Raw genomic sequence first — 21,055 nt, 5'->3', positions numbered from 1 at the left:
ACACCCCGCCAAGCCCACCAGCAGAGGAGATCCGTCATGCGCCGCCCCACCCGCGTCAGATCCGCCGTGCTCGCCGCGACGACCGCCGTCGCCCTCCTCGGCGGCCTCGCCGCCACCCCCGCGACCGCCGCGGGCGACGGCGGCAAGAAGCCCGGCTCCTCCGCCACCCTCCACGACCTCGCCCGCGCCCAGGGCCGCTACTTCGGCTCCGCCGTCGACAACCCGGAGCTCGCCGACACCGAGTACGCCGACCTCCTCGGCACCGAGTTCGGCCAGACCACGCCCGGCAACGGCATGAAGTGGTACGCCACCGAACCGCAGCGCGGAGTCTTCGACTTCACGGCGGGCGACGAGATCGTCGACTACGCCCGCGCCAACGGCCTCAAGGTGCGCGGCCACACGCTCCTGTGGCACAGCCAGCTGCCCGACTGGCTGACCTCCGGCACCTGGACCGCCGACGAACTCCGCTCCATCCTGCGCAACCACATCACCAAGGTCGTCAAGCACTACCGGGGCAAGGTCTTCGCCTGGGACGTCGCCAACGAGATCATGAACGAGGACGGCACCTACCGGGAGAACATCTTCTACAAGACGCTCGGCCCCGGCTACATCGCCGACGCCCTGCGCTGGGCCCGCGCCGCCGACCCCAAGGCCAAGCTGTACCTCAACGACTACAACGTCGAGGGCACCGGCGCGAAGTCCGACGCGTACTACGCGCTGATCAAGCAGCTCAAGGCGGACCGCGTCCCCGTCGACGGCTTCGGCATGCAGGCCCACCTGGCGCTCCAGTACGGCTTCCCGTACCAGATGCGGCAGAACATCCAGCGCTTCGCCGACCTCCGCGTCGACGTCGCCCTCACCGAGCTCGACATCCGCATGATCCTCCCCGCCGACGAGGCGAAGCTCGCCCAACAGGCCGACTGGTACGGGCAGGTGACCGACGCCTGCCTCGCCGTGAAGCGCTGCGTCGGCATCACGCTGTGGGGCTACTCCGACCGGCACTCGTGGATCCCCGCCTTCTTCGACGACGAGGGCGCCGCGCTGCCCTGGGACGAGAACCTCCAGCACAAGCCGGCGTACGACGCGATCCGGGAGGCCCTGACACGGAAGTGACGGCCGTGCACGGTCGGGGCCATTGACGGGCGCGGGGCCGCCGTCTAGCTTCTGGTCGGTTTATCGAACCCGTGTCGATATGTCGAACGGAAGGTTCTCCATGGCACCCGGTCCCACCAGACGCTCCCTGTGCGGCGCCTTCGCCCTGGGCGCCACCGCGCTCGCCCTCGCCCCCGGCAGGGCGGGCGCGGCACCCCGCGCCGCCGCCGCGTCCACGCCGGGCGGCGGCGCCCTCCCCTTCGCGCTCGACGACGTCGCCCTCGGCAAGGGCGTGTTCGCCGACAAACGGCGCCTCATGCTGGACTTCGGGGGCGGCTACGACGAGATGCGGCTCATCCAGGTCTTCCGCGCCAACGTCGGCCGCCCCACGCCCGGCGCCGTCGCCCCCGGCGGCTGGGAGGGCCTCGACGGGGAAGCGGGCGGCAACCTGCGCGGGCACACCACGGGCCACTTCCTGACCATGCTCGCGCAGGCCTACGCGAGCACCGGCGACACCACGTACCTCACCAAGATCCGCACCATGGTCGGCGAGCTGTACGACGTGCGCGCCGCGCTGCGCGCCGACCCGACCGTGCTGAGCGTCGCGGGCCGTTTCGGCGGCGGCGCCGTCTCCACGATCCGGGGCTCCTACACCTACGTCGACCTGCCGTCCGACGTCCTCGACGGCGCGACGAACGCCCTCACCCTCGCCGCCTGGGTGCGCCCCGAACACGCCGACGACTGGGCCCGCATCGCCGACTTCGGCGACGACACCACCCGCTACCTGTACCTCGCCGCGCGCGGCGCGGGCGGCAACCCCCGGTTCGCGATCACCACCGGCGGCGCGGGCCGCGAGCAGAGCCTCGACGGCACGGCGCCGCTCCCCGTCGACGAGTGGAGCCACCTCGCGGTCACCCTCGGCGGCGGCACCGGCGTCCTGTACGTGAACGGGCGGGAGGTCGCCCGCGACACCGCGCTCACGCTCACCCCCGCCGACCTCGGCGCCGTCAAGGACTGCTGGCTCGGCCGCTCGCACTACGCCGCCGACCCGCCGTACGCCGGATCCCTCGACGAAGTCCACCTGTTCGCACGGGCGTTGAGCGCCGACGACATCGCGGCGCTGCACGCGGGCGACGACTCCGCGCCCACCGGCGACCTCGCCGCGTACGGCTTCGACGAGACGAGCGGCTCCACGTTCGCGGACACCTCGGGCCGCTCCCGCACGGCCACCCTGCGCCGCACCTGGGGCGGGCCCAGCCACCCCGGGTTCCTCGCCGCCTACCCCGAGACGCAGTTCATCGCCCTGGAGTCGATGACCAGCGGCGACTACACCAAGGTGTGGGCGCCCTACTACACCGCGCACAAGATCCTGCGCGGCCTCGTCGACGCCCACCTCGCCACCGACGACCCCCGGGCCCTCGACCTCGCCGAGGGCCTGTGCGACTGGATGCACGCACGCCTGTCGCAGCTGCCCGAGGCGACCCTCCAGCGGATGTGGGGCATCTTCTCCAGCGGCGAGTTCGGCGGCATCGTCGAGGCGATCTGCGACCTGTACGCGCTCAGCGGCAAGGCCCAACACCTCGCCCTTGCCCGCCTGTTCGACCTCGACAAGCTCATCGACGCCTGCGCCGAGGGCCGGGACATCCTCGGCGGACTCCACGCCAACCAGCACATCCCCGTCTTCACCGGCCTCGTCCGCCTCCACGAGGAGACCGGCGAGGACCGCTACCTCACCGCCGCCCGCAACTTCTGGGACATGGTCGTACCGCCCCGCATGTACGCCATCGGCGGCACCAGCGACCGCGAGTTCTGGGGCGAGCCGGGCGTCCTCGCCACCACGCTCAGCGACGTCAACGCCGAGACCTGCTGCGCGTACAACATGCTCAAGCTCAGCCGGATCCTCTTCCGGCACGACCAGCGGCCGCAGTACATGGACTACTACGAGCGGACCCTGCTCAACCAGGTCCTCGGCTCCAAGCAGGACAAGGCCGACGCCGAGAAGCCGCTCGTCACCTACTTCATCGGACTGCGACCGGGCCACGTACGCGACTACACGCCCAAGGCCGGCACCACGTGCTGCGAGGGCACCGGCATGGAGAGCGCCACCAAGTACCAGGACACCGTCTACTTCCGCGCCGCCGACGACAGCGCCCTGTACGTGAACCTCTACACCGCCGCCACCCTCACCTGGGAGGCCCACGGCATCACCGTCACGCAGACCACCGACTTCCCGCGCGAGCAGGGCAGCACCCTGACCGTGCGCGGCGGGCGGGCCGCGTTCGACCTCAGGCTGCGGGTGCCGTCCTGGGCCGTCGACGGCTTCACCGTCACCGTCAACGGGCGCCCGGCGGGCGGCAGTTCCGCGAAGCCCGGCAGCTATGTCACCGTCTCCCGGACCTGGCGGGACGGCGACACGGTGCGGATCGCGATGCCCTTCCGGGTGCGTGTCGAACGCACCCCGGACGACCCGGCGACCCAGGCCCTCTTCTACGGCCCGGTCAACCTGGTCGCCCGCGACGCCCGCACCACGGCCCTCACCTTCGGCCTCCACGGCCGGGCGGCGCTCTCCGGCGATCTGCGGCCCGCGCTCACGAAAATCGACGGCAAGCCCCTCCACTTCACCCTCGACGGCGTCGAACTCGCCCCGTTCCTGGGGGGCACCGAGGACGCCACCCACGCGTACTTCCGGCGCGCGGAACCCCGGGTGGTCTTCGGTGGCCTCGACTCGGGCGTCGCCAACCCGGTGCGTGAGAGCGGGAGTTCGCTGCTCGACGCGGTGTGGGCCGCCGCGCCGTTCCCGAACAAGCGGGCGCTCGTCGGCACGGTCCGGGAGGTCACGGAGGCGTACGTCGCCGAAGGGCTGCTCGGCGCCGACGACGCCGCGAAGGTCGTGTCGACCGCGGCCCGCGCCACGTACCGGCACTGAGCACCCGCTCCCGGAAGGCTCAGCCCTCCGCCGCCACGCCGAGGCGTGCCTGCTCCTCCTCGACGATCCGGCGCGCGATCTCCGCGTCGGACACGTCGACGGCGTCGGGCGTCGCCTCGGCCATGGAGCTGCGCCGGGCGTACGCGTCGAACTGCCGCGACTTGTCCGTGCGCAGCCCGTCACGCTCCACGAGGCCGACGCGCACCCGGCCGTCGGTGGCCTCCTGCAACCGGGCCACGGGCATGGTGTCGAGGACCCGCGCCACGGACTCGTCGAGGAGCGGGTCGAGTGCCTCCCGCACCGCGCGTACGGCCCGTGCGTGGTCGTCGAGCAGTGCCCGTACGGTCGCGTGGAGGCGTGCGCCGTCGGCGACGGCCTCCCGCTCACTGCGTCCCATCCGGGCCTGCCCCTCTCTTCCCGCGTACTCCGGCATCTTCGCATCGGGGTGTGACAGCGGGCATCGCGTCCTGCGACGGGGCTGCGGCCCCGGGGCTCTGCCCCGGACCCCGCTGCTCAATCGCCGCAGGGGCTTGAAGGGGGCAACCTTCCCCGCCCCGGCGGCGACACCACACCGGTACGTGCCGCCCGGCACGGATTCCCCCACCACGTTCGGAGTGCGACAGCAGATGAGCGACACCCGCAGCAAGCCCAGGCACCGCAGGCGCAGAACCGTCCTCGTCGCGGGCGCCCCGCTCGCCGTCGCCGCCGCGGCCACCCTCGCGTACGGCGGCGGCCTCCTCGGCGGCGACGGCGCGGCCACGGCGAGTGCCGCGACCGCCGCCGCGTGGGCCGACGACACCGCCGACGGTTTCGCCTCCGTCGACTCCCAGGGCCAGAAGGGCACGTACGGAGGCCGCGACGGCCGGACCGTCACCGTGAAGACCCTCGCCGACCTGGAGAAGTACGCGACCGCGAGCGAGCCCTACGTCATCGTGGTGGCGGCCGCCATCCGGATGGACCCCGTCGGCAAGGAGATCAAGGTCGCCTCCGACAAGACGATCGTGGGCTCCGGAACCTCCGGACACATCGTCGGCGGCGGCTTCTTCCTCGGCACCGGCGTGCACAACGTCATCATCCGCAACCTGACGATCCGGGACACCTACCAGGGCACCTGGAACGACAAGGACCACGACTTCGACGCCATCCAGATGGACGGCGCGCACCACGTGTGGATCGACCACAACGACCTGCGCCACATGGCCGACGGGCTGATCGACGTCCGCAAGGACTCCACGAACGTCACCGTCTCCTGGAACAAGCTCAGCAACGACAACAAGGCCTTCGGCATCGGCTGGACCGAGAACGTCCTCACCGACATCACCATCCACCACAACTGGATCCGCGAGACGGAACAGCGCAACCCGTCCACCGACAACGCCGCGCACGCCCACCTCTACAACAACTACCTCCAGGACGACCCGGGCACCGACATCACGTCCTCGTACGGCAACTACTCGCGCGGCAAGACGAAGATGGTCCTGGAGAACAGCTACTTCCAGGGCGTCAACAACCCCGTCATCAAGGACTCCACCGCCACGCTCGTGCAGCGCGGCAGCGTCTTCTCCGGCACCAGCGGGCGCAACGAGAGCGGCGGCACCGCCTTCACGCCGTCCGACTTCTACCCGTACACGCTGGACAAGGCCGCCGACGTGCCGGCCCTGCTGAAGTCCGGTGCCGGGCCCCGCAGTTCCCTCGGCACCACCGCGAGCACCACGGCTCAGACGAAGGCCGCCGCCGCGACCACCCTCACCGTCGCCGCCGACGGCAGCGCCCAGTACGGGACCGTGCAGGCGGCCGTCGACGCCGTGCCCGCGAACAACACCGCGCGCGTGGACATCAAGGTCGCGCCCGGCACCTATCGCGGGACCGTGAACATCCCCGCGAACAAGCCGCACATCACCGTCGTCGGCACCGGGTCCAGCCGCAAGTCCACCGTCCTCGTCGAGGGGCACGCCGCCGGTTCGAAGAAGCCGGACGGATCGACGTACGGCACCTCGGGCAGCGCCACCGTCACCGTCCTCGGCGCCGACACCCAGCTGCGCAACCTGACCGTCGACAACGACTTCGACGAGTCCAAGGACACCTCGATCTCCGCGCAGGCGGTGGCGCTGCGCACCAACGCCGACAAGGTGTTCCTCGACTCGGTCATCACCAGCGGCGACCAGGACACGCTGCTGCTCGACGGCGCTGGCAAGCGCGTCTACATGAAGAACTCGTACGTCGTCGGCAACGTCGACTTCATCTTCGGCGGCGCCACCGCCGTGATCGACCAGTCCGTGATCACCCTGAAGAAGCGCTGGGACGGCACGTCCGCCGGGTACGTCATGGCGCCGAGCACCGCCGCGGGCAAGAAGGGCCTGCTCATCAACCGCTCCACCGTGGGCGGCGACGTCACCGCCGGATCCTTCCACCTCGGCCGCAACTGGCACGCGGGCGGCGACGCCTCCCTCGACCCGATGGCCACCGTCCGGAACTCCACGCTGAGCGCCGCGATCAAGGCGAAGCCGTGGACGGACATGGGCGGCTTCTCCTGGAAGGACGACCGGTTCGCCGAGTACAAGAACACCGGGGACGGCGCCGGTTCGGCGAGCGCCGACCGGCCGCAGCTGACCGACGCCCAGGCCGCCGACCAGGAGGTCGCGGACTGGCTGGGGGACTGGACGCCCACCGCGTCCTGAGCGGACACCCGCTGTGCGCGGCGCCGGTCAGCGCGCCGCGTACAGCTCCTCGACGTCCCGTGCGTACGCCTCCATGACGGCCGCCCTGCGCACCTTCAGGGACGGCGTGAGCAGACCCTGCACGGCGCCGAACTCGTGCGGCAGGATGCGGAAGGCGCGGATCGACTCGGCGCGCGAGACCCGGGCGTTGGCTCGTGACACCGCGCGCTGGATGTGGCCGTTCAGCTCCTCGTCCGCCGCCGCCTCCGCCGGGGTGGTGGGGACGCGGCCCTTGAGCGACTGCCAGCTGGCCAGGGCCTCCGGGTCGAGTGTGATCAGGGCCGTCACGTAGGGGCGGTTGTCGCCGATCACGACGCAGCCGGAGATCAGCGGGTGGGCGCGCAGCTCCTCCTCCAGGGTCTGCGGGGAGACGCTCTTGCCGCCGCTGGTGATGATGATGTCCTTCTTGCGGCCCGTGATCACCACATAGCCGTCCGGGTCGAGGTGGCCGAGGTCGCCCGTGGCGAACCAGCCGTCCCGCAGCGACGCCTCGTTGGCCTTGCGGTTGTTGAGGTAACCGGCGAAGACGACGTCCCCGGCCACCCAGATCTCCCCGTCGTCCGCGATGTACACCGCGTTGCCCGGCAGCGGCTTGCCGACCGTGCCGTGCCGCACCGCGCCGACCGGCTGCGCGGTGACCGCGGCCGTCGTCTCGGTGAGGCCGTAGCCGTCGTACACCGTGATGCCGCAGCCCTGGAGGAACAGGCCGAGGTCGCGGGAGAGCGGGGAGCCGCCCGACACCGCGTTGCGCACCCGGCCGCCCAGCACCGCGCGCACCTTCGCGTACACCAGCCGGTCGTACACCTTGTGCCGCAGCCGCATGCGCGGTCCCGGCCCCGGGCCCTCGCCCGCCGCGTGCCGCTGCACGGAGGCCGCGTACCGGATCGCCGTGCGCACGGCCCGCTCGAACAGGGCGGTGTGGCCGCTGTTCTGGGCGTTGATCCGGGCCTTGGCGAAGATCTTCTCGAAGATGTACGGGACCCCGTACACGAACGTCGGCCGGAACGCGGCCAGCGCGGGCAGCAGCGCGCTGGTGGAGAGGTCCGGCTGGTGGGCGATGTTGACCCCCGAGCGCATCGAACTGACCACCACCATCAGGCCGTAGCAGTGCGCGAGCGGCAGGAAGGCGAGCAGCGAGGGCTGTTCGCCGGGCGCGGCGAGCAGGCTGCCCCAGCCCGCCACCAGGTTGTCGGCTTCCGACGCCAGGTTGCTGTGCGTGATCACGCAGCCCTTGGGGCGGCCCGTCGTGCCCGACGTGTAGCAGATCACCGCGGTGTCGCCGGGACACACCGAGGCCCGCAGCTGGTGCACGTGATCCGGGTGCACCGACGCACCGGCCTCGACCAGCAGGTCCAGGCCGCTGGAGTCCAGCTCCCACAGCCGGGTCAGATCGGTCCGGGCGCCGTACGCGGCGGCCACCGTCATCGCGTTGTGCTCGTTCTCGACGACGACCCCGACGGCGTCCGTGTCGTACAGGATCCACCGCACCTGCTCCGCGGACGAGGTCGGATACACCGGCACCAGTTCGGCGCCCACCGTCCACAGCGCGTACGCGATGAGCGTCCACTCGTAGCGGGTGCGCGACATCACGATCACCCGGTCGCCCCGGCCGACCCCGCTGGCGAGGAACCCGCGGGCCACGGCGGTCACCTCGTCGCGGAACCGCGAGGTGGTGATCTCCTGCACCGGCCGCCCGTCGCGCAGCAGCGAGAACTGGACCCGGTGCGGGGCCTCCAGTGCCGTGGCGAAGACCGAGTCGGCGAGACCGCCCGAGACCAGGGGCGGAGCGAGGCGAGGTGATGCGAGTTGCCGCATGTGTCTGTTCAACACCTTTCGCCGCAGGGAGTTGAGGCTTCAACCTGTATCCGTCGAAACGGCAAGGTACCTCCACGCCGACGTTTTCGCCCCGCTGTTGCATAACGAATCGGGTGCCGCCCGCGACCGGCGGCACCGCTCGGGCGCGGCGTGGCATTCTGGCCCGATGAACGGTCCGGAGATTCTCCTCCAAGTAGCCCCTGAACTGGGATTGTTCGTGCCACAGGCGTTCCGTGCGGGCGCCCCGGCCCCGCTCACCACCGACGGCGTCTCCACGCTCGGGCACGTCGTCGAGTCGCTCGGGGTGCCGCTGACGGAGGTCGGCGTGCTCGTGGTGGACGGCCGCCAGGTGCCCGTGGCGCACGTACCGGCCGCGGGGGAGCGGGTCGAGGTCCGGCCCGTCGCCCGCCCTCAGGACGTGCCGGACGCCCCGCTGCGGTTCCTCCTGGACGTCCACCTCGGCACCCTGGCGCGGCGCCTGCGGCTCCTCGGCGTCGACACCGCGTACGAGGCGAGCGACGTCGGCGACCCGGCGCTCGCCAAGCGCTCCGCCGCCGAGCGGCGGGTGCTGCTCAGCCGCGACCGGGGGCTGCTGCGCAGGCGGGAGCTGTGGGCGGGCGCGTACGTCTACAGCGACCAGCCGGACGAGCAACTGCGCGACGTCCTGGGGCGCTTCACCCCGCGGCTGCGCCCGTGGACCCGCTGCACCGCCTGCAACGGCCGGCTCGCCCAGGCGAGCAAGGAGGACGTCGCCGACCGGCTGGAGGGCGGGACGCGGGCCACGTACGAGGTGTTCGCGCAGTGCGCCGAATGCGCGCGGGTGTACTGGCGCGGGGCCCACCACGACCGGCTGGAGGCCATGGTGGGCGCGGCGGTGGCGGAGTTCGGGCAGCAGGCGTAGCGGCGGGCCCCGCGCCTGTGCCCCCGCGCGGCCGCGTGACCCCGTCCGCTACGCTGCTGATTCCCGATGGCATGTACACATAGAGGAGCCACGTCCGTGAAGCGGCGCTCGACCCTGGCAGGACTGACCATGATGCTGGTGGTCGCGCTCGCGGCCTGCGGCGGTACGGACACGTCGTCGTCCGTGAACGGAACCGGCAAGGGCAGCGGCAGTGGCAGCGGCACCGTCGAGCAGGCCGACCAGAAGGTGACCGGCGTGCGCGACGGCGTCCGGCACGTCACCCGGCGCACCACCCGGGCCACCCGCCCGCACCTGGTGAACAAGTGCGAGACCGACACCCGCAAGGTGCGCCACACCAAGCGCAGCAACGGCCGCACCAAGACCTGGTACACCACGGACAAGGTCCGCGACTGCCACAAGGTGCGCCGGGGCACCGAGAAGTACACGAAGGTCCTGCGGTCGGAGCGCTGGTGCGTCCGCCTCGACGACGTGGGCGGCAAGCGCACCGCGGACGACCGCTGGTTCCGGGTCAACTCCACGACCTACGGCCGTGTGCGGGGCGAGGAGGACCGCTCCAAGGTCACCATCGAGCCGCTCCGCGAGGGCTGCTGACCCCGGGCACGGACCCCCCGATCACCAGGTCCCGGTCGGCTCAGGCGGGGAGCTGCCGGTTGCGTCCCGCGCCGATGCCCGCGACGCCCATCGGCACGCACAGCACCGCGAGCATCACCAGCGGCACCGTCCAGCCGCCCGTCCAGTCGTGCAGCGCGCCGAGCAGGAACGGGCCCGCGGCGGCGAGCAGATAGCCGACGCTCTGCGCCATCCCGGACATCTCCGCGGCGCGCGCCGCGTCGGGGGAGCGCAGCACGATCACGGCGAGCGCCGTGCTGATCAGCAGCCCGCAGCCGAAGCCCTGCATCAGCATCCAGGCGTACGCCCCGCCGACCGGCGCCACCAGCAGGCCGAGCACGGAGCCGAGGACCAGCACGGTGCCCGTGAGGGAGAGCGCGACCTGGTGCGAGGACCTGCCGACGAGCGCCGTGAAGGCGAGCGAACCGGCGATGCCCGCGAGGCTCATCACGGACAGCATCCACCCCGCCTGCGTACCGGTCATGCCCTGGCTCGTGAGCATCGCCGGGATCCACGCGGCGCACGCGTAGTACTGCAAGGACTGGAGCCCCATCAGGAGCGTGATCTGCCAGGCGAGCGGTGAACGGCGCAGCGGCGCCCGGGAGTCCGGCCCGTGTCCGGCCGCGGCGGGCGGCGCGTCGGAGCGGCGCAACTGCGGCAGCCACAGGGCGAACGCGAGCGCCGACAGCACCGCCCAGACGCCGATCGCCCCGCGCCACCCCAGCCCGAGCGCGTCCCCGAGCGGCACGGTCACCCCGGCCGCGAGGGCGGCGCCGCAGAACAGGGCCACCGAGTACAGGCCCATCATCAGCCCCGTACGGCGGTGGAAGTTGCGCTTGATCACGCTCGGCACGAGGACGTTGGACAGGGATATCGCCGCGCCGATCAGCACGGTCCCCGCGAACAGCGCCACAAGCCCCGGCGCGAGCCGCAGCGCGATGCCCGCCGTCAGCAGCGCCATCATCGCGCCGAGCGCCCGCGTCATGCCGATGCGCCGCGACAGCTTCGCCGCGAACGGGGCGAGCAGTCCGAAGCAGAGGATCGGCAGCGTGGTCAGCAGCCCCGCGAGCGAGCCGCTGAGCCCGGTGGAGGCGCGGATCGTGTCGAGCTCCGGGGAGACGGAGACGACGCCGGGACGCAGGTTCATGGCGATGAGGAGCACGCCGGCGGCGAGCAGCGTCAGCCCCTGCGGCGCTCGGGCGGCGTGGTCCGGGACGGTGCCCCGGGACGTCAGGGCAGGCGCGGGTTCAGTGGACGGCATGGACCCAACGTAACATCCCATGTTTCGCGCCTGGTGGTTCGTGAATATGTACGTAACCGGCGAAAGTGGGCCACTCGCCGCGCCCAGACATGGGATATCTTGGCCGTGCAGTCTCCGTACTCGCCCGCCCAACCGCCCCGGAAGGCCCCGCCGTGCCCGAACCCGCCACCCTGGTCCAGCGCACCATCCACCGGATCGAGGGCAACATCGACAGCGGCGCGTGGGCCGTGGGCGACCGCATCCCGGCGGAGGGCCGCCTCGTGGAGGAGCTCGGCGTGGGCCGCAACACGGTGCGGGAGGCCGTCCGCGCCCTGTGCCACACCGGACTGCTGGAGGCCCGCCGGGGCGACGGCACCTACGTGCGCGCCGCGAGCGACCTCAACGCCGCGCTCCAGCGCCGCCTGCGCCGCGCCGAACTGAAGCACGTCCTCCAGGTCCGCCTCGCCCTCGAACGGGAGGCGGCCCCCGCCGCCGCGACCCACCGCGGCGAGGACGACCTCGCCCGCATCCTGACCGCCCTGCTCGCCCGGCGCCGCGCCGAGGAGAGCGAGGATCCGGCCGCGTACGTCGAAAGGGACGTGGAGTTCCACCGCGCCGTCGTCGCGGCGAGCGGCAATCCGCTGATGACGGAGCTGTACGAGAGCATCGTCGAGTCGGTGCGCGACAGCATCGCCTCGCTGCTCCCCAGCTGGACGCCGGAGCCGCTCGGCGCGAGTGCGCACGACGACCTCGCGGACGCCATCGCGCGCCGCGACCCGCGGGCGGCCGCCGAGGCGGCGTGGGCGCACACGCGGACGGTGGAGGCGGCGATGGAGCGGATGACGGAGGATCAATAACGCTTCTGGGAGGCTGAATTGAGCGCACTTCGCCCTCTGTCGGTGGCCCCGCCGCGCGCTCTACCCTGACATGAGCCTCAACGGCCTCGAGGGGGAGTCGCATGAGCGATCACAGCGGGCGTGCACGAGGTGACGGGCGCCGTCCCGATCCCCCGGGCCGCGGTGAGCGGCTCGCCGACTGGGCGGACGGCCGGCTCGGGCTGTACCAACTCGCCAAGTCCCAGATGCGCAAGGTCTTCCCGGACCACTGGTCGTTCATGCTCGGCGAGATCTGCCTCTACAGCTTCCTCATCCTCATCCTCACCGGCGTCTATCTGACCTTCTTCTTCAACCCGAGCACCAACGAGGTCATCTACAACGGCTCGTACGTGCCGCTCAAGGGCATCGCGATGACCGAGGCCTACGAGTCCACGGTCAACATCAGCTTCGAGGTGCGGGGCGGGCTGCTCATCCGGCAGATCCACCACTGGGCGGCGCTCGTCTTCGTCGCGGGCATGATGGTCCACATGATGCGCGTCTTCTTCACGGGCGCGTTCCGCAAGCCGCGCGAGCTCAACTGGCTGTTCGGCTGGACCCTGTTGTTCCTCGGCATCATCACCGGGCTGACCGGCTACTCGCTCCCCGACGACCTGCTGTCCGGCACGGGCCTCAAGTTCGCGCACGGGGCGGTGCTCGCGGTGCCGATCGTGGGGTCGTACCTGGCGTTCTTCCTCTTCGGCGGCACGTTCCCCGGCGACGACTTCATCGCCCGGCTCTATCCGATCCACATCCTGCTGCTGCCGGGCATCATGCTGGGCCTGGTGGTGCTCCATCTGATCCTGGTCTTCTACCACAAGCACACCCAGTTCGCGGGCCCCGGACGCGGCGAGAAGCGGGTCACGGGAGCGCCCTTCTTCCCGATCTACGTGGCGAAGGCGGGCGGCTTCTTCTTCCTCGTCTTCGGTGTCCTCGCGGTGCTCGGCGCGGTGGCGACCATCAACCCGGTGTGGGCCTTCGGACCGTACAGAACGGACCTGGTGACGACCGGCGCGCAACCGGACTGGTACCTCGGCTTCTCCGAGGGACTCATCCGCGTCATGCCCGCGTGGGAGATCAACGCCTGGGGCTACACACTGGAGTTGGGCGTCTTCATCCCGTTCACGCTGTTCCCGCTGATCCTGTCCTTCATGGCGGTGTACCCGTTCCTGGAGGCGTGGATCACCGGCGACAAGCGGGAGCACCACACCGCCGAGCGTCCGCGCAACAAGCCGGTCAGGACCGGCATCGGCGTGGCCTGGCTGAGCCTGTACGCGGTGCTGCTGATCGGCGGCGGCAACGACATCGTCGCGACGCAACTGCATCTGTCGATCAACGCCATCACCTGGTTCGTTCGCGTCAGCGTCTTCGTGGTGCCGATCCTCGCGTTCGTCGTCACCAAACGGATCTGCCAGGGCTTGCAGCACCGCGACCGCGACAAGGCGCTGCACGGCCGCGAGTCCGGCACGATCAAGCGGCTGCCGCACGGCGAGTTCATCGAGGTCCACGAGCCGCTCACGCGTGCGGAGCTGTACACGCTCAACGCGCACGAGCAGCCCGCCGCCTACGAGTTGGGCCCCCGCGTCGACGACAACGGCGTGGCGCGGAGGTTCCCCGCCCGCGCGCGGATCCGCGCCCGGCTCGCCAAAGCGATGTTCGGCCCCGGCACCTACGTCCCGAAGGCGACACCCGAGGAGTACCGGGCCCTGCACGCGGGATGGCACGAATCGGAACGCGTGGACTGAGCCCCGTTCAAGCCCCTCCGGCGATTGAGGAGCGGGGTCCGGGGCGGAGCCCCGGGGGGGCGCCCCGGACTACCGGGACGCCGCGTACGCCCAGAAGTCCCGCATGATCGGCGACGGAGCCGGACCACTCATCCCGAGTTGCGTCATCAGCACCGTCACCACCCCCGCCGCCGGAACGACATGCGCGGCCGTACCCGTGCCCCCCACCCACCCGTAGCGGCCCGGCACGTTGTACGGCCGGGTGCGGGTGACGTCGACGGAGCCGCCGAAGCCCCAGCCCTCGCCCTCGATGAACAACGCGCTCGCGGCGCGCTGCTCGGCGCTCAGGTGGTCCGTCGTCATCAGCCGCACCGACTCCTCGGACAGCACCCGGCCGCCGCCCTCCAGGAGCATGCGGCCGAAGGCGAACCAGTCGTCGACGGTGGAGACGAGGCCGCCCGCGCCGGACGGGAACGGGGGCAGTGAGCTCCACTGGCCGTCCGGGGTGTCGCTCAGCTCGGCGCCGCCGTCGGCCGTCGGGACGTAGGCATGCGTGAAGCGGTCCCGCTTCGCGGCCGGGACCTCGAAGCCGGTGTCGGTCATGCCGAGCGGCTCGAAGATCCGCTCCGCGAGGAAGTCGGGCAGCGAGTCGCTCGTCATCCGCGAGATCAGCACGCCCTGGATGTCCGAGCACGCGTTGTACAGCCACGCCTCGCCCGGCTGGTGCAGCAGCGGCACCCCGGCGAGCGAGGCCAGCCAGGTGTCCGGCTCGGGCACCCGCTGCGGGTGCAGCGGATCCATTAGCGCGAACAGCGGCTGCACCGCGGGGAGCGAGAAGTCCGGGGGGAAGCCCCAGCCGGCCCGGAAGGTCAGCAGGTCCTCCACCGTGATCGGGCGGGCCGCCGGAATCACGTCCTCGACGGGGCCCGCCGGGTCCCGCACCACGTTCGGCGCGGCGAGCTCGGGCAGCCAGTGGGAGATCGGCGAGTCGAGCGCGATGCGGCCCTCCTCGACGAGCGTCATGAGGGCCGCCGCCACGATCGGCTTGGTGATCGACGCGATCCGGAAGATCGAGTCGCGGGCCAGCGGCGTCCCGCCCTCGGTGTCGGCGTGCCCGACGGCGGCCACCTCCACCTCGCCGCCCCGTGCCACGAGCCCGACGGCTCCCGGCACGGGGCCCTTCGACACGTGCGGGGTCAGGACGTCGGTCAGGCCGGTGCTGTCGGTCATCGGGCGGTCCTCCTGTGCGTACGGGTGCGGTGGCGTCGTCCGCGTGAGCGTACAGAGGAAGACCGCCCGAACCGGCTCAACTCATCGGCCCCTCCGAAAGGCCCTGGTCCCAGAGCGTGTCGTGCGCGCGGTGCGCGTCGGTCAGACCGTTCGTGAAGAAGCGCTCGTAGTACTCGCCCTCCACGTGGTGCGCCTGCAACCAGACCCCCGGCACATGGATGGCGTCCGTGTGCGCGGGGAAGCGGCGGTGCGTGGCCAGGATGTACGCGCAGATGTCGCGGGCGCACTCGATGACGCGCTCGTCGTACTCGCTGGCCTCGGCCAGGTAGCGCTGGCCGTAGTCCTCCTTGTAGATCCGGGCGAAGACGTCCTTGTCGCCGTACGTGCCGCCCGTGCCGAACTTCGCGTCGACGATCGCGTCGACCGCGTCCGACATGGAGGCGTGGGCCGGCGGGCAGGCCGCGGCGATCAGCGGTTCTCCGGTCGCCGGGTCGGCCAGGCCCACCGGGTGCGAGCGCAGGTTCGCGTACTTCGGCAGCGGCACGTGCCAGCGCCACAGATCGGCCAGGCGCCAGCGCGGCGTGACGAAGGTGAAACCGAGCATCCTCCCGTACGTCTTGGAGAACTTGGGGTCGCCGAGGGCGATCGCCGGGTTGATGGAGGCGTGGATCCAGGCGCCCAGGCCCATCGCCTCCGCCGTCAGCATCACCGTCTGCAACAGCAGGTCCGCCTCGATCTGCGTGCGCATCGGGCCGAGCGCGCCCAGCGGCAGCTTCAGGTCCTTGTTCAGGAACCCGTTGTCGAGCCACTTCTTGACGCCCGCCGGACGGTAGAGGTTCCGGTCGTCGACGAGCGTCGGGCGCGCCCCGTCCGGCTGGGTCAGCAGATACATGAGCGCGTTGATGTACTGGTGCGACAGGTCGACCACCGGGAACAGCACCGTCGTCCCCGGCAGGTTCGACAGGAACCGGTTGGAGTCCAGATAGGCCGGGAAGTCGCGCAGCCCCTCGGCGACGTCGAGGCGGTGGTCGAGCACCTTGACCTTGGCCTGGCGGGCCCGCTCCACCAGCGCCGCCGCGGTGAACGGCTCGTGCGGGGCCGCGGGCAGCTTGCGCAGGAAGTACGTACCGCTGTCGTTGATCAGGAAGAAGTACGTGCCCTGCGCGTTGTCGGGGCTGCCCGCCGTGCGGCCCGTCATCGTCAGGTTCGGTTTCGACATGATGGGCTTGCCGTCCCGCGGGTCCTCGAACGGACGGTCCGGCATCGTCAGGCCCGTCGAACCGGTGACCGCGATCAGCAGCGCCTCCTCCAGCTCGGAGAGCGGCCGCGGCTCGTGCGGGGACGTGTAGCTCATCGAGCCGGCCGGCACCGACGCGCCGCGCGAGACGCGGTGGGTGCGGCGGCGCCAGACCGTCTTCAGCAGCGGGCGGGCGAGCAGGTCGTCGAGACCCCGGTGGCCCGCCCCCTCGTCAGCCTGCGTCATGGGTGCCTCCGTTCTCCGCCGGCGGCACCGGCCGCCACGGCGCGAACGCGCTGGCGTCGCGCGGCAGCAGGCTCGCGAGGTCCGGGCAGTGCCGCAGGATCACGGACTTCATGCCGCCCTTCTCCACCCAGTCCATGCCGAGCGGCGTGTAGATCTCGGGCCGGTAGTCGACGGTGAGGAAGCGGTCGCTCTGGAGCCGCCGCGTCGCCATCAGGATGAAGATCCGGAACGCGGTGTCGGAGAAACCGAAGCCGGTCGGCGGGTTCTCCGCGAACAGGCCGACGACGGTGTCGATCTCGTCGACGTCCCGGTACACCTCCTTGAGGCGGGCCAGGGTCTCCGGCTCCCGCGTCAGGTCCTCGAAGCGGCGGATGCGGTTCTTGTGCAGGCCCGCCCGGAAGTCGTTGTAGCGGGGCACACCGCGCCTGCGGGTGCGCACCAGGTCGACCACCGACAGGTCGATGATCTCGCCCTCCCGCTGGAAGTGGGTCAGCGACTTCGGGTAGTTGTGCAGCGTGATCGCGCCCGGGTGCGCGATGCCGAACGAGTAGAGGGTGTCCGCGAGCCCCGTCTTGCGGATCTGGCTCTCGGCGGCCGCACCCTGGATGTCGTTGAAGCCGAGCGTCTCGACCCGCTGCCCGAAGTGGTGCTCGCGCAGCTCGTAGTCGTCGGGGATCAGCGGGTGCATCCGGTACACGGTGACGAAGTCCTCCGTCAGCGAGTACGGGGCGCCGTGATGGTCCGGCATCGTCTTCGGGATACCGGTCAGCGAGTGCGATTCGAGCAGCCACAGACCCAACTGGTTCAGCCAATTGCGCGGCGGGCCCTCCCAGTTGGTGCGCAGACCGATGTCGATGGCCTTCGTCGCGAGGATCGCCGGCGTCCACTCCACCGTGTGGATCTTCGCGATCAGCGCCGACACCACCAGGCGCGCCGTGTGGTAGATGCGGTCCTCGCTCATCGACGGGTACTCGGAGCGCAGCGCGTCGCACACCGCGTTGTGCTCGCGCGCGAACAGCGTGTGCATCGCGCTGAGCCCCATCCACCAGTTGTCCTTGAACCCGGTGATCGGGATGCCGGTGCGGTCGATCGGGATGTGCCCGCCGTCCAGCAACAGCCGTGCCCCGCCCCCGGGTTCACGCAGCTGCCGCGCGGTCTGCTCGTCGCCGCCGTACACCTCGGAGCCGTCCCACCAGTGCGAGGCGGTGTTGCCGAACAGGATGGGCGGCCGGTCGCCCGGCAGCTCGATCCCCTCGTTCTCGGCGAACCGCATGACGCTCTCCTCGGGCCCGCCGGGCGTGTTCACCCACGTCCCGCCGCCCGGCGGCAGCGGCACCTCGACCGCCTTGTCGCCCTGCTTGTAGCGCCGGTGGTTGACCCAGTCGTGCACCTGGAACTGGATCCACGCCGCGGCGAGGATGTTCAGCGACGTCGCCGGGACGAAGGACTCGCGGGTCAGCAGGCTGCGGCTGACCGTCACCGGGTTCGGCGTGTCGAACAGGTCCGGCCGGTACACGGGTGTCAGGTTGCGGCCGAACGCCGCGCCCACCGCGCCCATCCTCGGCGCCGACAGATCGTTGTACGTGCCGTCGTAGGAGCGCTCGGTGCGCAGCCGCTCGTCGACCGCGACCGGCACCGACTCGGTCTTCGGCGGCGCCTCCCGCACATCGGTGTCGATGAGGTTCAGCCTGCGCAGCACCTTCCGCAGGAACACCAGGTTCAGCAGGCTCAGCTCCAACGGCAGCCTGTGCCACGGCACATACCGGTTCAGGCGGCCGAAGACGAAGCCGATGGGCGCGCCGAGGACCCGGTTCCTGAGCGGTTCGTGCGGGGTGAAGCGGGTGCCGTGCCGCTGCGCGCTGCTCGCGTGGTACGCGGACTTGCGGGCCCGGTTGATGTTGCCCAGCGGCCGGAACTCCTCCGTGCCGAACCACGGGCTGAAGGTGAGTTCCTCGATCCGCCGGGCCGCCGAGCGGGCCTCGGCCGTCGTGATGTCCTGGCTCGGGATGGTCAGCCGGGCCACCGGGATCGCCGGCGTGATGCCCTCCTTCCACTCCACGGCGGCGTTCTCCACCGGGGTGCGCCGCTCGTCGACGTAGCGCTGTACGCACAGGTCGAAGGCGACGTCGCCGCGGGCCAGCCTGCGAGCCATCTCCTTGTGCAGGAAGTCGGGGTCACGGCGGTCCGGGCGCGGCTCGGGGCCGCCGCCCACGGCGGGCCGCAGCAGGAACCGGACCGGTCCCGCCTCGCCCCACAGCATCGCGCCACGGCTCCAGTACGTCTCCCTGGCCAGGCTGTTGACGGTGTGCCGGGTCGCCGCCTGGACGTTCTTGCGCATCCGGTTCGCGGTGCCGAGCCCGACGGCCAGCGGCAGCTTCACGAACAGGCCCAGCGCCTTCTGCAACGGACCCCGCGCCCCGGCCATCGCCTTGGCGAACGCCACGAACTCCCGGGCGTTGGCCGCGTGCGACACCGGGAAGGAGGTGGCGAGCAGGTCGTGGCTCTCCTCGCCCGTCGTCCGCACCCGCACCGCGATGCCGTGCAGATCGGGCGCCCCGTCGGGCCCGCGCATCCCGCTCGCGTTGGAGAGCCGCACCGTCGCCGCGTACTCGGCGCCGGGCTGGGCGAAACCGGCGCGCAGCGCGGCCGGCAGGTCGTCGTTGAACCGCAGTCGGGCGTTCTCCACCCCGAGCGCGGACTTGGCGTGGAAGGCGCGCTCGAAACCCTGGGCGCCACTGGCCCGCCGGTTCGCGACCTGAACCTTCATGATCTCGCGGGCAAGGCGCTCGAACACGAGGCGTTCGGCCTCGGGACTGCCGCCCTCGTACCGCTCGTACTGTGGCTGACGTTCGTTCTCGGCCATCATTGCCGTCCCTGTCGAAGGTACGTGGGGAAGGTTCGTTCAGGGGGGAGGGTCAGCGACGCTATCGGCGCCGTCGGACCTGCCACAGCGCCCGATCCCGCCATGTACGCGCACGCGAACTCCCGTACGGGCAGGTGGATTTGCCCCTGTCAGCGCGCGGGGTACGGGCGGCGGGCCCGCACCGGCCGTCGCCCGCTGCCCACCCGCCCCACCCGCCGACCCCGCGCGTGGCCGATCGACGACGCCTTGACGGCGGCAGGCGGCGGTGGTGTGCTGCTCAGCCCCCGCCACGGGAGGTGCCATGCGGGAAAGGACCGCGCACGGACCGGCGTTCGCCGAGCTGCGCCCCCTGAAGCCGCCCACGTTCATCGAGTCCGGCCGGACGACCTTCCCCGTCCACCCCGACCTGCCGCGCGTGCTGCGCGAGGACAAGGAACACCCGGATGCGGACGGGGTGCTCCCGCACACCATGGCCACGCTGTCGGCGTACGCGTACGCGGGCCACGACCAGGGCGGCGACGCGGAGACCGTCGCGATGATGGCGACGCGTCTCGGCCTGGAGCGCAACCGCTGCCGCGTCTTCGAACAGCGCGTCGACGCGCTCTACATCGCGTCCGCCGCGTATCTGATCCAGGACGAGGACCGCGGCACCGTGATCCTCTGCTACCGGGGCACGCAGCCCGAGGACATCATCAGCATCCTCACCGACGCCGACGTCCGGCCGGAAACCCTCGCCGTCGACCTCGACGGCGAGAGGTACGACGTGCACGCCGGCTTCTACCGCAACATGCGCGCCACCCGCTATCTGATCCTCCAGGCCCTGGAGCGCGCGGTGCGCGGCGAGTCCATCGACCCCGCCGAGAAGGGCACCCGCGGCCCCGGTCTCGAAGCGCTCTACATCACCGGCCACAGTCTGGGCGCGGCCATGGCGGCCCTCATGGCGGTCACCCTCGTCCACGAACCCCGCTACGCCCACATCGCCCGCCGCCTGCGCGCCGTCTACACCTTCGGCCAGCCCATGCTCGGCGGCCCCGACCTGGCGCGCGCCTGCACGGACACCGTCGACAGCAACGGCAGCCACCTGCTGCGCGACCGCCTCCTGCGCTACATCTACGACCGCGACGTGGTGCCCGCGCTGCCCCCGCGCCCCGTCGGCCCCTACGCCCCGTTCGGCCGCGAGTTCCACTTCCGCAAACCGCGCCGCGCGGTCGACGCGGCGTTCACGGCGACCGCCGACGCGGCGGCCGAACTCGCCGCCCTGCCGGGCGACCTGCTCACCGGCGCCAACCCGTTGCGCCGCCTCGGCCGCCTCGGCTCGATCCCGCGCCGCGCCCGCGGGGAGGGCTGGGTGGAACGGATCGAACCGGCCCTCCCGTACCCCCAGATGGACAGCCTCGCGGGCCTCGCCGTGGTGGCCCCCCTGGCCTTCTTCGCGGCGCGCCTGGCACTGACACGGACGATCCCGTTCAAGTACTCCTTCGACGACCACGGACCCGCGCACTACGTCAACGCACTTGCCCCGCCGGGCGTCTTGAGCGAGTACGGGGACCTGCGCTAGGGCC

The 21,055-nt window shown here is 71.5% G+C and carries 14 protein-coding genes; 8 read left to right on the top strand and 6 right to left on the bottom strand.

Annotation, left to right across the window (positions count from 1 at the left end; genetic code table 11):
• The first annotated feature begins 36 nt into the window (after positions 1 to 36).
• Together ACYBSK_RS25070 and ACYBSK_RS25065 are read left to right on the top strand one after the other, a co-directional pair.
• Positions 37 to 1,113 (top strand): endo-1,4-beta-xylanase, encoded by a 1,077-nt coding sequence (locus ACYBSK_RS25070; RefSeq protein ID WP_460243420.1) that lies wholly within the window; start codon positions 37 to 39, stop codon positions 1,111 to 1,113.
• 100 nt (positions 1,114 to 1,213) lie between these two features.
• Positions 1,214 to 4,018, top strand: a complete 2,805-nt coding sequence (locus ACYBSK_RS25065) for a beta-L-arabinofuranosidase domain-containing protein (RefSeq protein ID WP_460243419.1) — start codon at positions 1,214 to 1,216, stop codon at positions 4,016 to 4,018.
• 19 nt (positions 4,019 to 4,037) lie between these two features.
• Here the strand turns inward: ACYBSK_RS25065 and ACYBSK_RS25060 are convergent, their stop codons facing one another.
• On the bottom strand, positions 4,038 to 4,415 hold the full coding sequence (locus ACYBSK_RS25060) for a hypothetical protein (RefSeq protein ID WP_460247181.1): 378 nt from the start codon (positions 4,413 to 4,415) through the stop codon (positions 4,038 to 4,040).
• A gap of 229 nt (positions 4,416 to 4,644) precedes the next feature.
• Between ACYBSK_RS25060 and ACYBSK_RS25055 the strand changes: the two genes are divergently transcribed.
• Positions 4,645 to 6,696, top strand: coding sequence for a pectinesterase family protein (locus ACYBSK_RS25055; RefSeq protein WP_460243418.1), 2,052 nt, complete (start codon positions 4,645 to 4,647; stop codon positions 6,694 to 6,696).
• Positions 6,697 to 6,723: 27 nt separating this feature from the next.
• Here ACYBSK_RS25055 and ACYBSK_RS25050 read toward each other — a convergent pair whose 3' ends face one another.
• On the bottom strand, positions 6,724 to 8,550 hold the full coding sequence (locus tag ACYBSK_RS25050; RefSeq protein WP_460243417.1) for an AMP-dependent synthetase/ligase: 1,827 nt from the start codon (positions 8,548 to 8,550) through the stop codon (positions 6,724 to 6,726).
• Between the two features lie 166 nt (positions 8,551 to 8,716).
• Here ACYBSK_RS25050 and ACYBSK_RS25045 point away from each other — a divergent pair, with 166 nt between their 5' ends.
• On the top strand, positions 8,717 to 9,451 hold the full coding sequence (locus ACYBSK_RS25045) for a Mut7-C RNAse domain-containing protein (RefSeq protein WP_460243416.1): 735 nt from the start codon (positions 8,717 to 8,719) through the stop codon (positions 9,449 to 9,451).
• Between the two features lie 96 nt (positions 9,452 to 9,547).
• Entirely contained in the window at positions 9,548 to 10,063 is a 516-nt protein-coding gene (locus ACYBSK_RS25040) for a hypothetical protein (RefSeq protein ID WP_457479465.1), read from the top strand.
• Positions 10,064 to 10,103: 40 nt separating this feature from the next.
• On the opposite strand, the gene ACYBSK_RS25035 is transcribed toward ACYBSK_RS25040, so the two are convergent.
• A complete protein-coding gene (locus tag ACYBSK_RS25035; RefSeq protein ID WP_457479464.1) occupies positions 10,104 to 11,342 on the bottom strand; it encodes a CynX/NimT family MFS transporter in 1,239 nt (412 codons plus the stop codon).
• Between the two features lie 152 nt (positions 11,343 to 11,494).
• On the opposite strand from ACYBSK_RS25035, the gene ACYBSK_RS25030 reads away from it, so the two are divergent.
• Together ACYBSK_RS25030 and qcrB are read left to right on the top strand one after the other, a co-directional pair.
• On the top strand, positions 11,495 to 12,178 hold the full coding sequence (locus ACYBSK_RS25030) for a FadR/GntR family transcriptional regulator (RefSeq protein ID WP_460243415.1): 684 nt from the start codon (positions 11,495 to 11,497) through the stop codon (positions 12,176 to 12,178).
• 101 nt (positions 12,179 to 12,279) lie between these two features.
• A complete protein-coding gene (qcrB, locus tag ACYBSK_RS25025; protein ID WP_457479462.1) occupies positions 12,280 to 13,938 on the top strand; it encodes a cytochrome bc1 complex cytochrome b subunit in 1,659 nt (552 codons plus the stop codon).
• Positions 13,939 to 14,007: 69 nt separating this feature from the next.
• On the opposite strand, the gene ACYBSK_RS25020 is transcribed toward qcrB, so the two are convergent.
• From ACYBSK_RS25020 to ACYBSK_RS25010, 3 genes are all read right to left on the bottom strand, one after another.
• Positions 14,008 to 15,147 (bottom strand): serine hydrolase domain-containing protein, encoded by a 1,140-nt coding sequence (locus ACYBSK_RS25020; protein ID WP_460243414.1) that lies wholly within the window; start codon positions 15,145 to 15,147, stop codon positions 14,008 to 14,010.
• A 76-nt stretch (positions 15,148 to 15,223) separates the two neighbouring features.
• Positions 15,224 to 16,630, bottom strand: a complete 1,407-nt coding sequence (locus tag ACYBSK_RS25015; RefSeq protein WP_460243413.1) for a hypothetical protein — start codon at positions 16,628 to 16,630, stop codon at positions 15,224 to 15,226.
• Positions 16,617 to 19,493, bottom strand: a complete 2,877-nt coding sequence (locus ACYBSK_RS25010) for a peroxidase family protein (protein WP_460243412.1) — start codon at positions 19,491 to 19,493, stop codon at positions 16,617 to 16,619. Before ACYBSK_RS25010 ends, ACYBSK_RS25015 begins: the two co-directional genes overlap by 14 nt.
• Before the next feature lie 301 nt (positions 19,494 to 19,794).
• Here ACYBSK_RS25010 and ACYBSK_RS25005 point away from each other — a divergent pair, with 301 nt between their 5' ends.
• Positions 19,795 to 21,051 carry a lipase family protein gene (locus ACYBSK_RS25005; protein WP_460243411.1) on the top strand — a complete coding sequence of 419 codons (1,257 nt, stop codon included), beginning with the start codon at positions 19,795 to 19,797 and terminating at the stop codon, positions 21,049 to 21,051.
• Positions 21,052 to 21,055 lie beyond the last annotated feature (4 nt).

This window comes from Streptomyces sp. BYX5S, from assembly GCF_054724165.1.
This window is presented reverse-complemented; position numbering and strand designations above follow the sequence as displayed.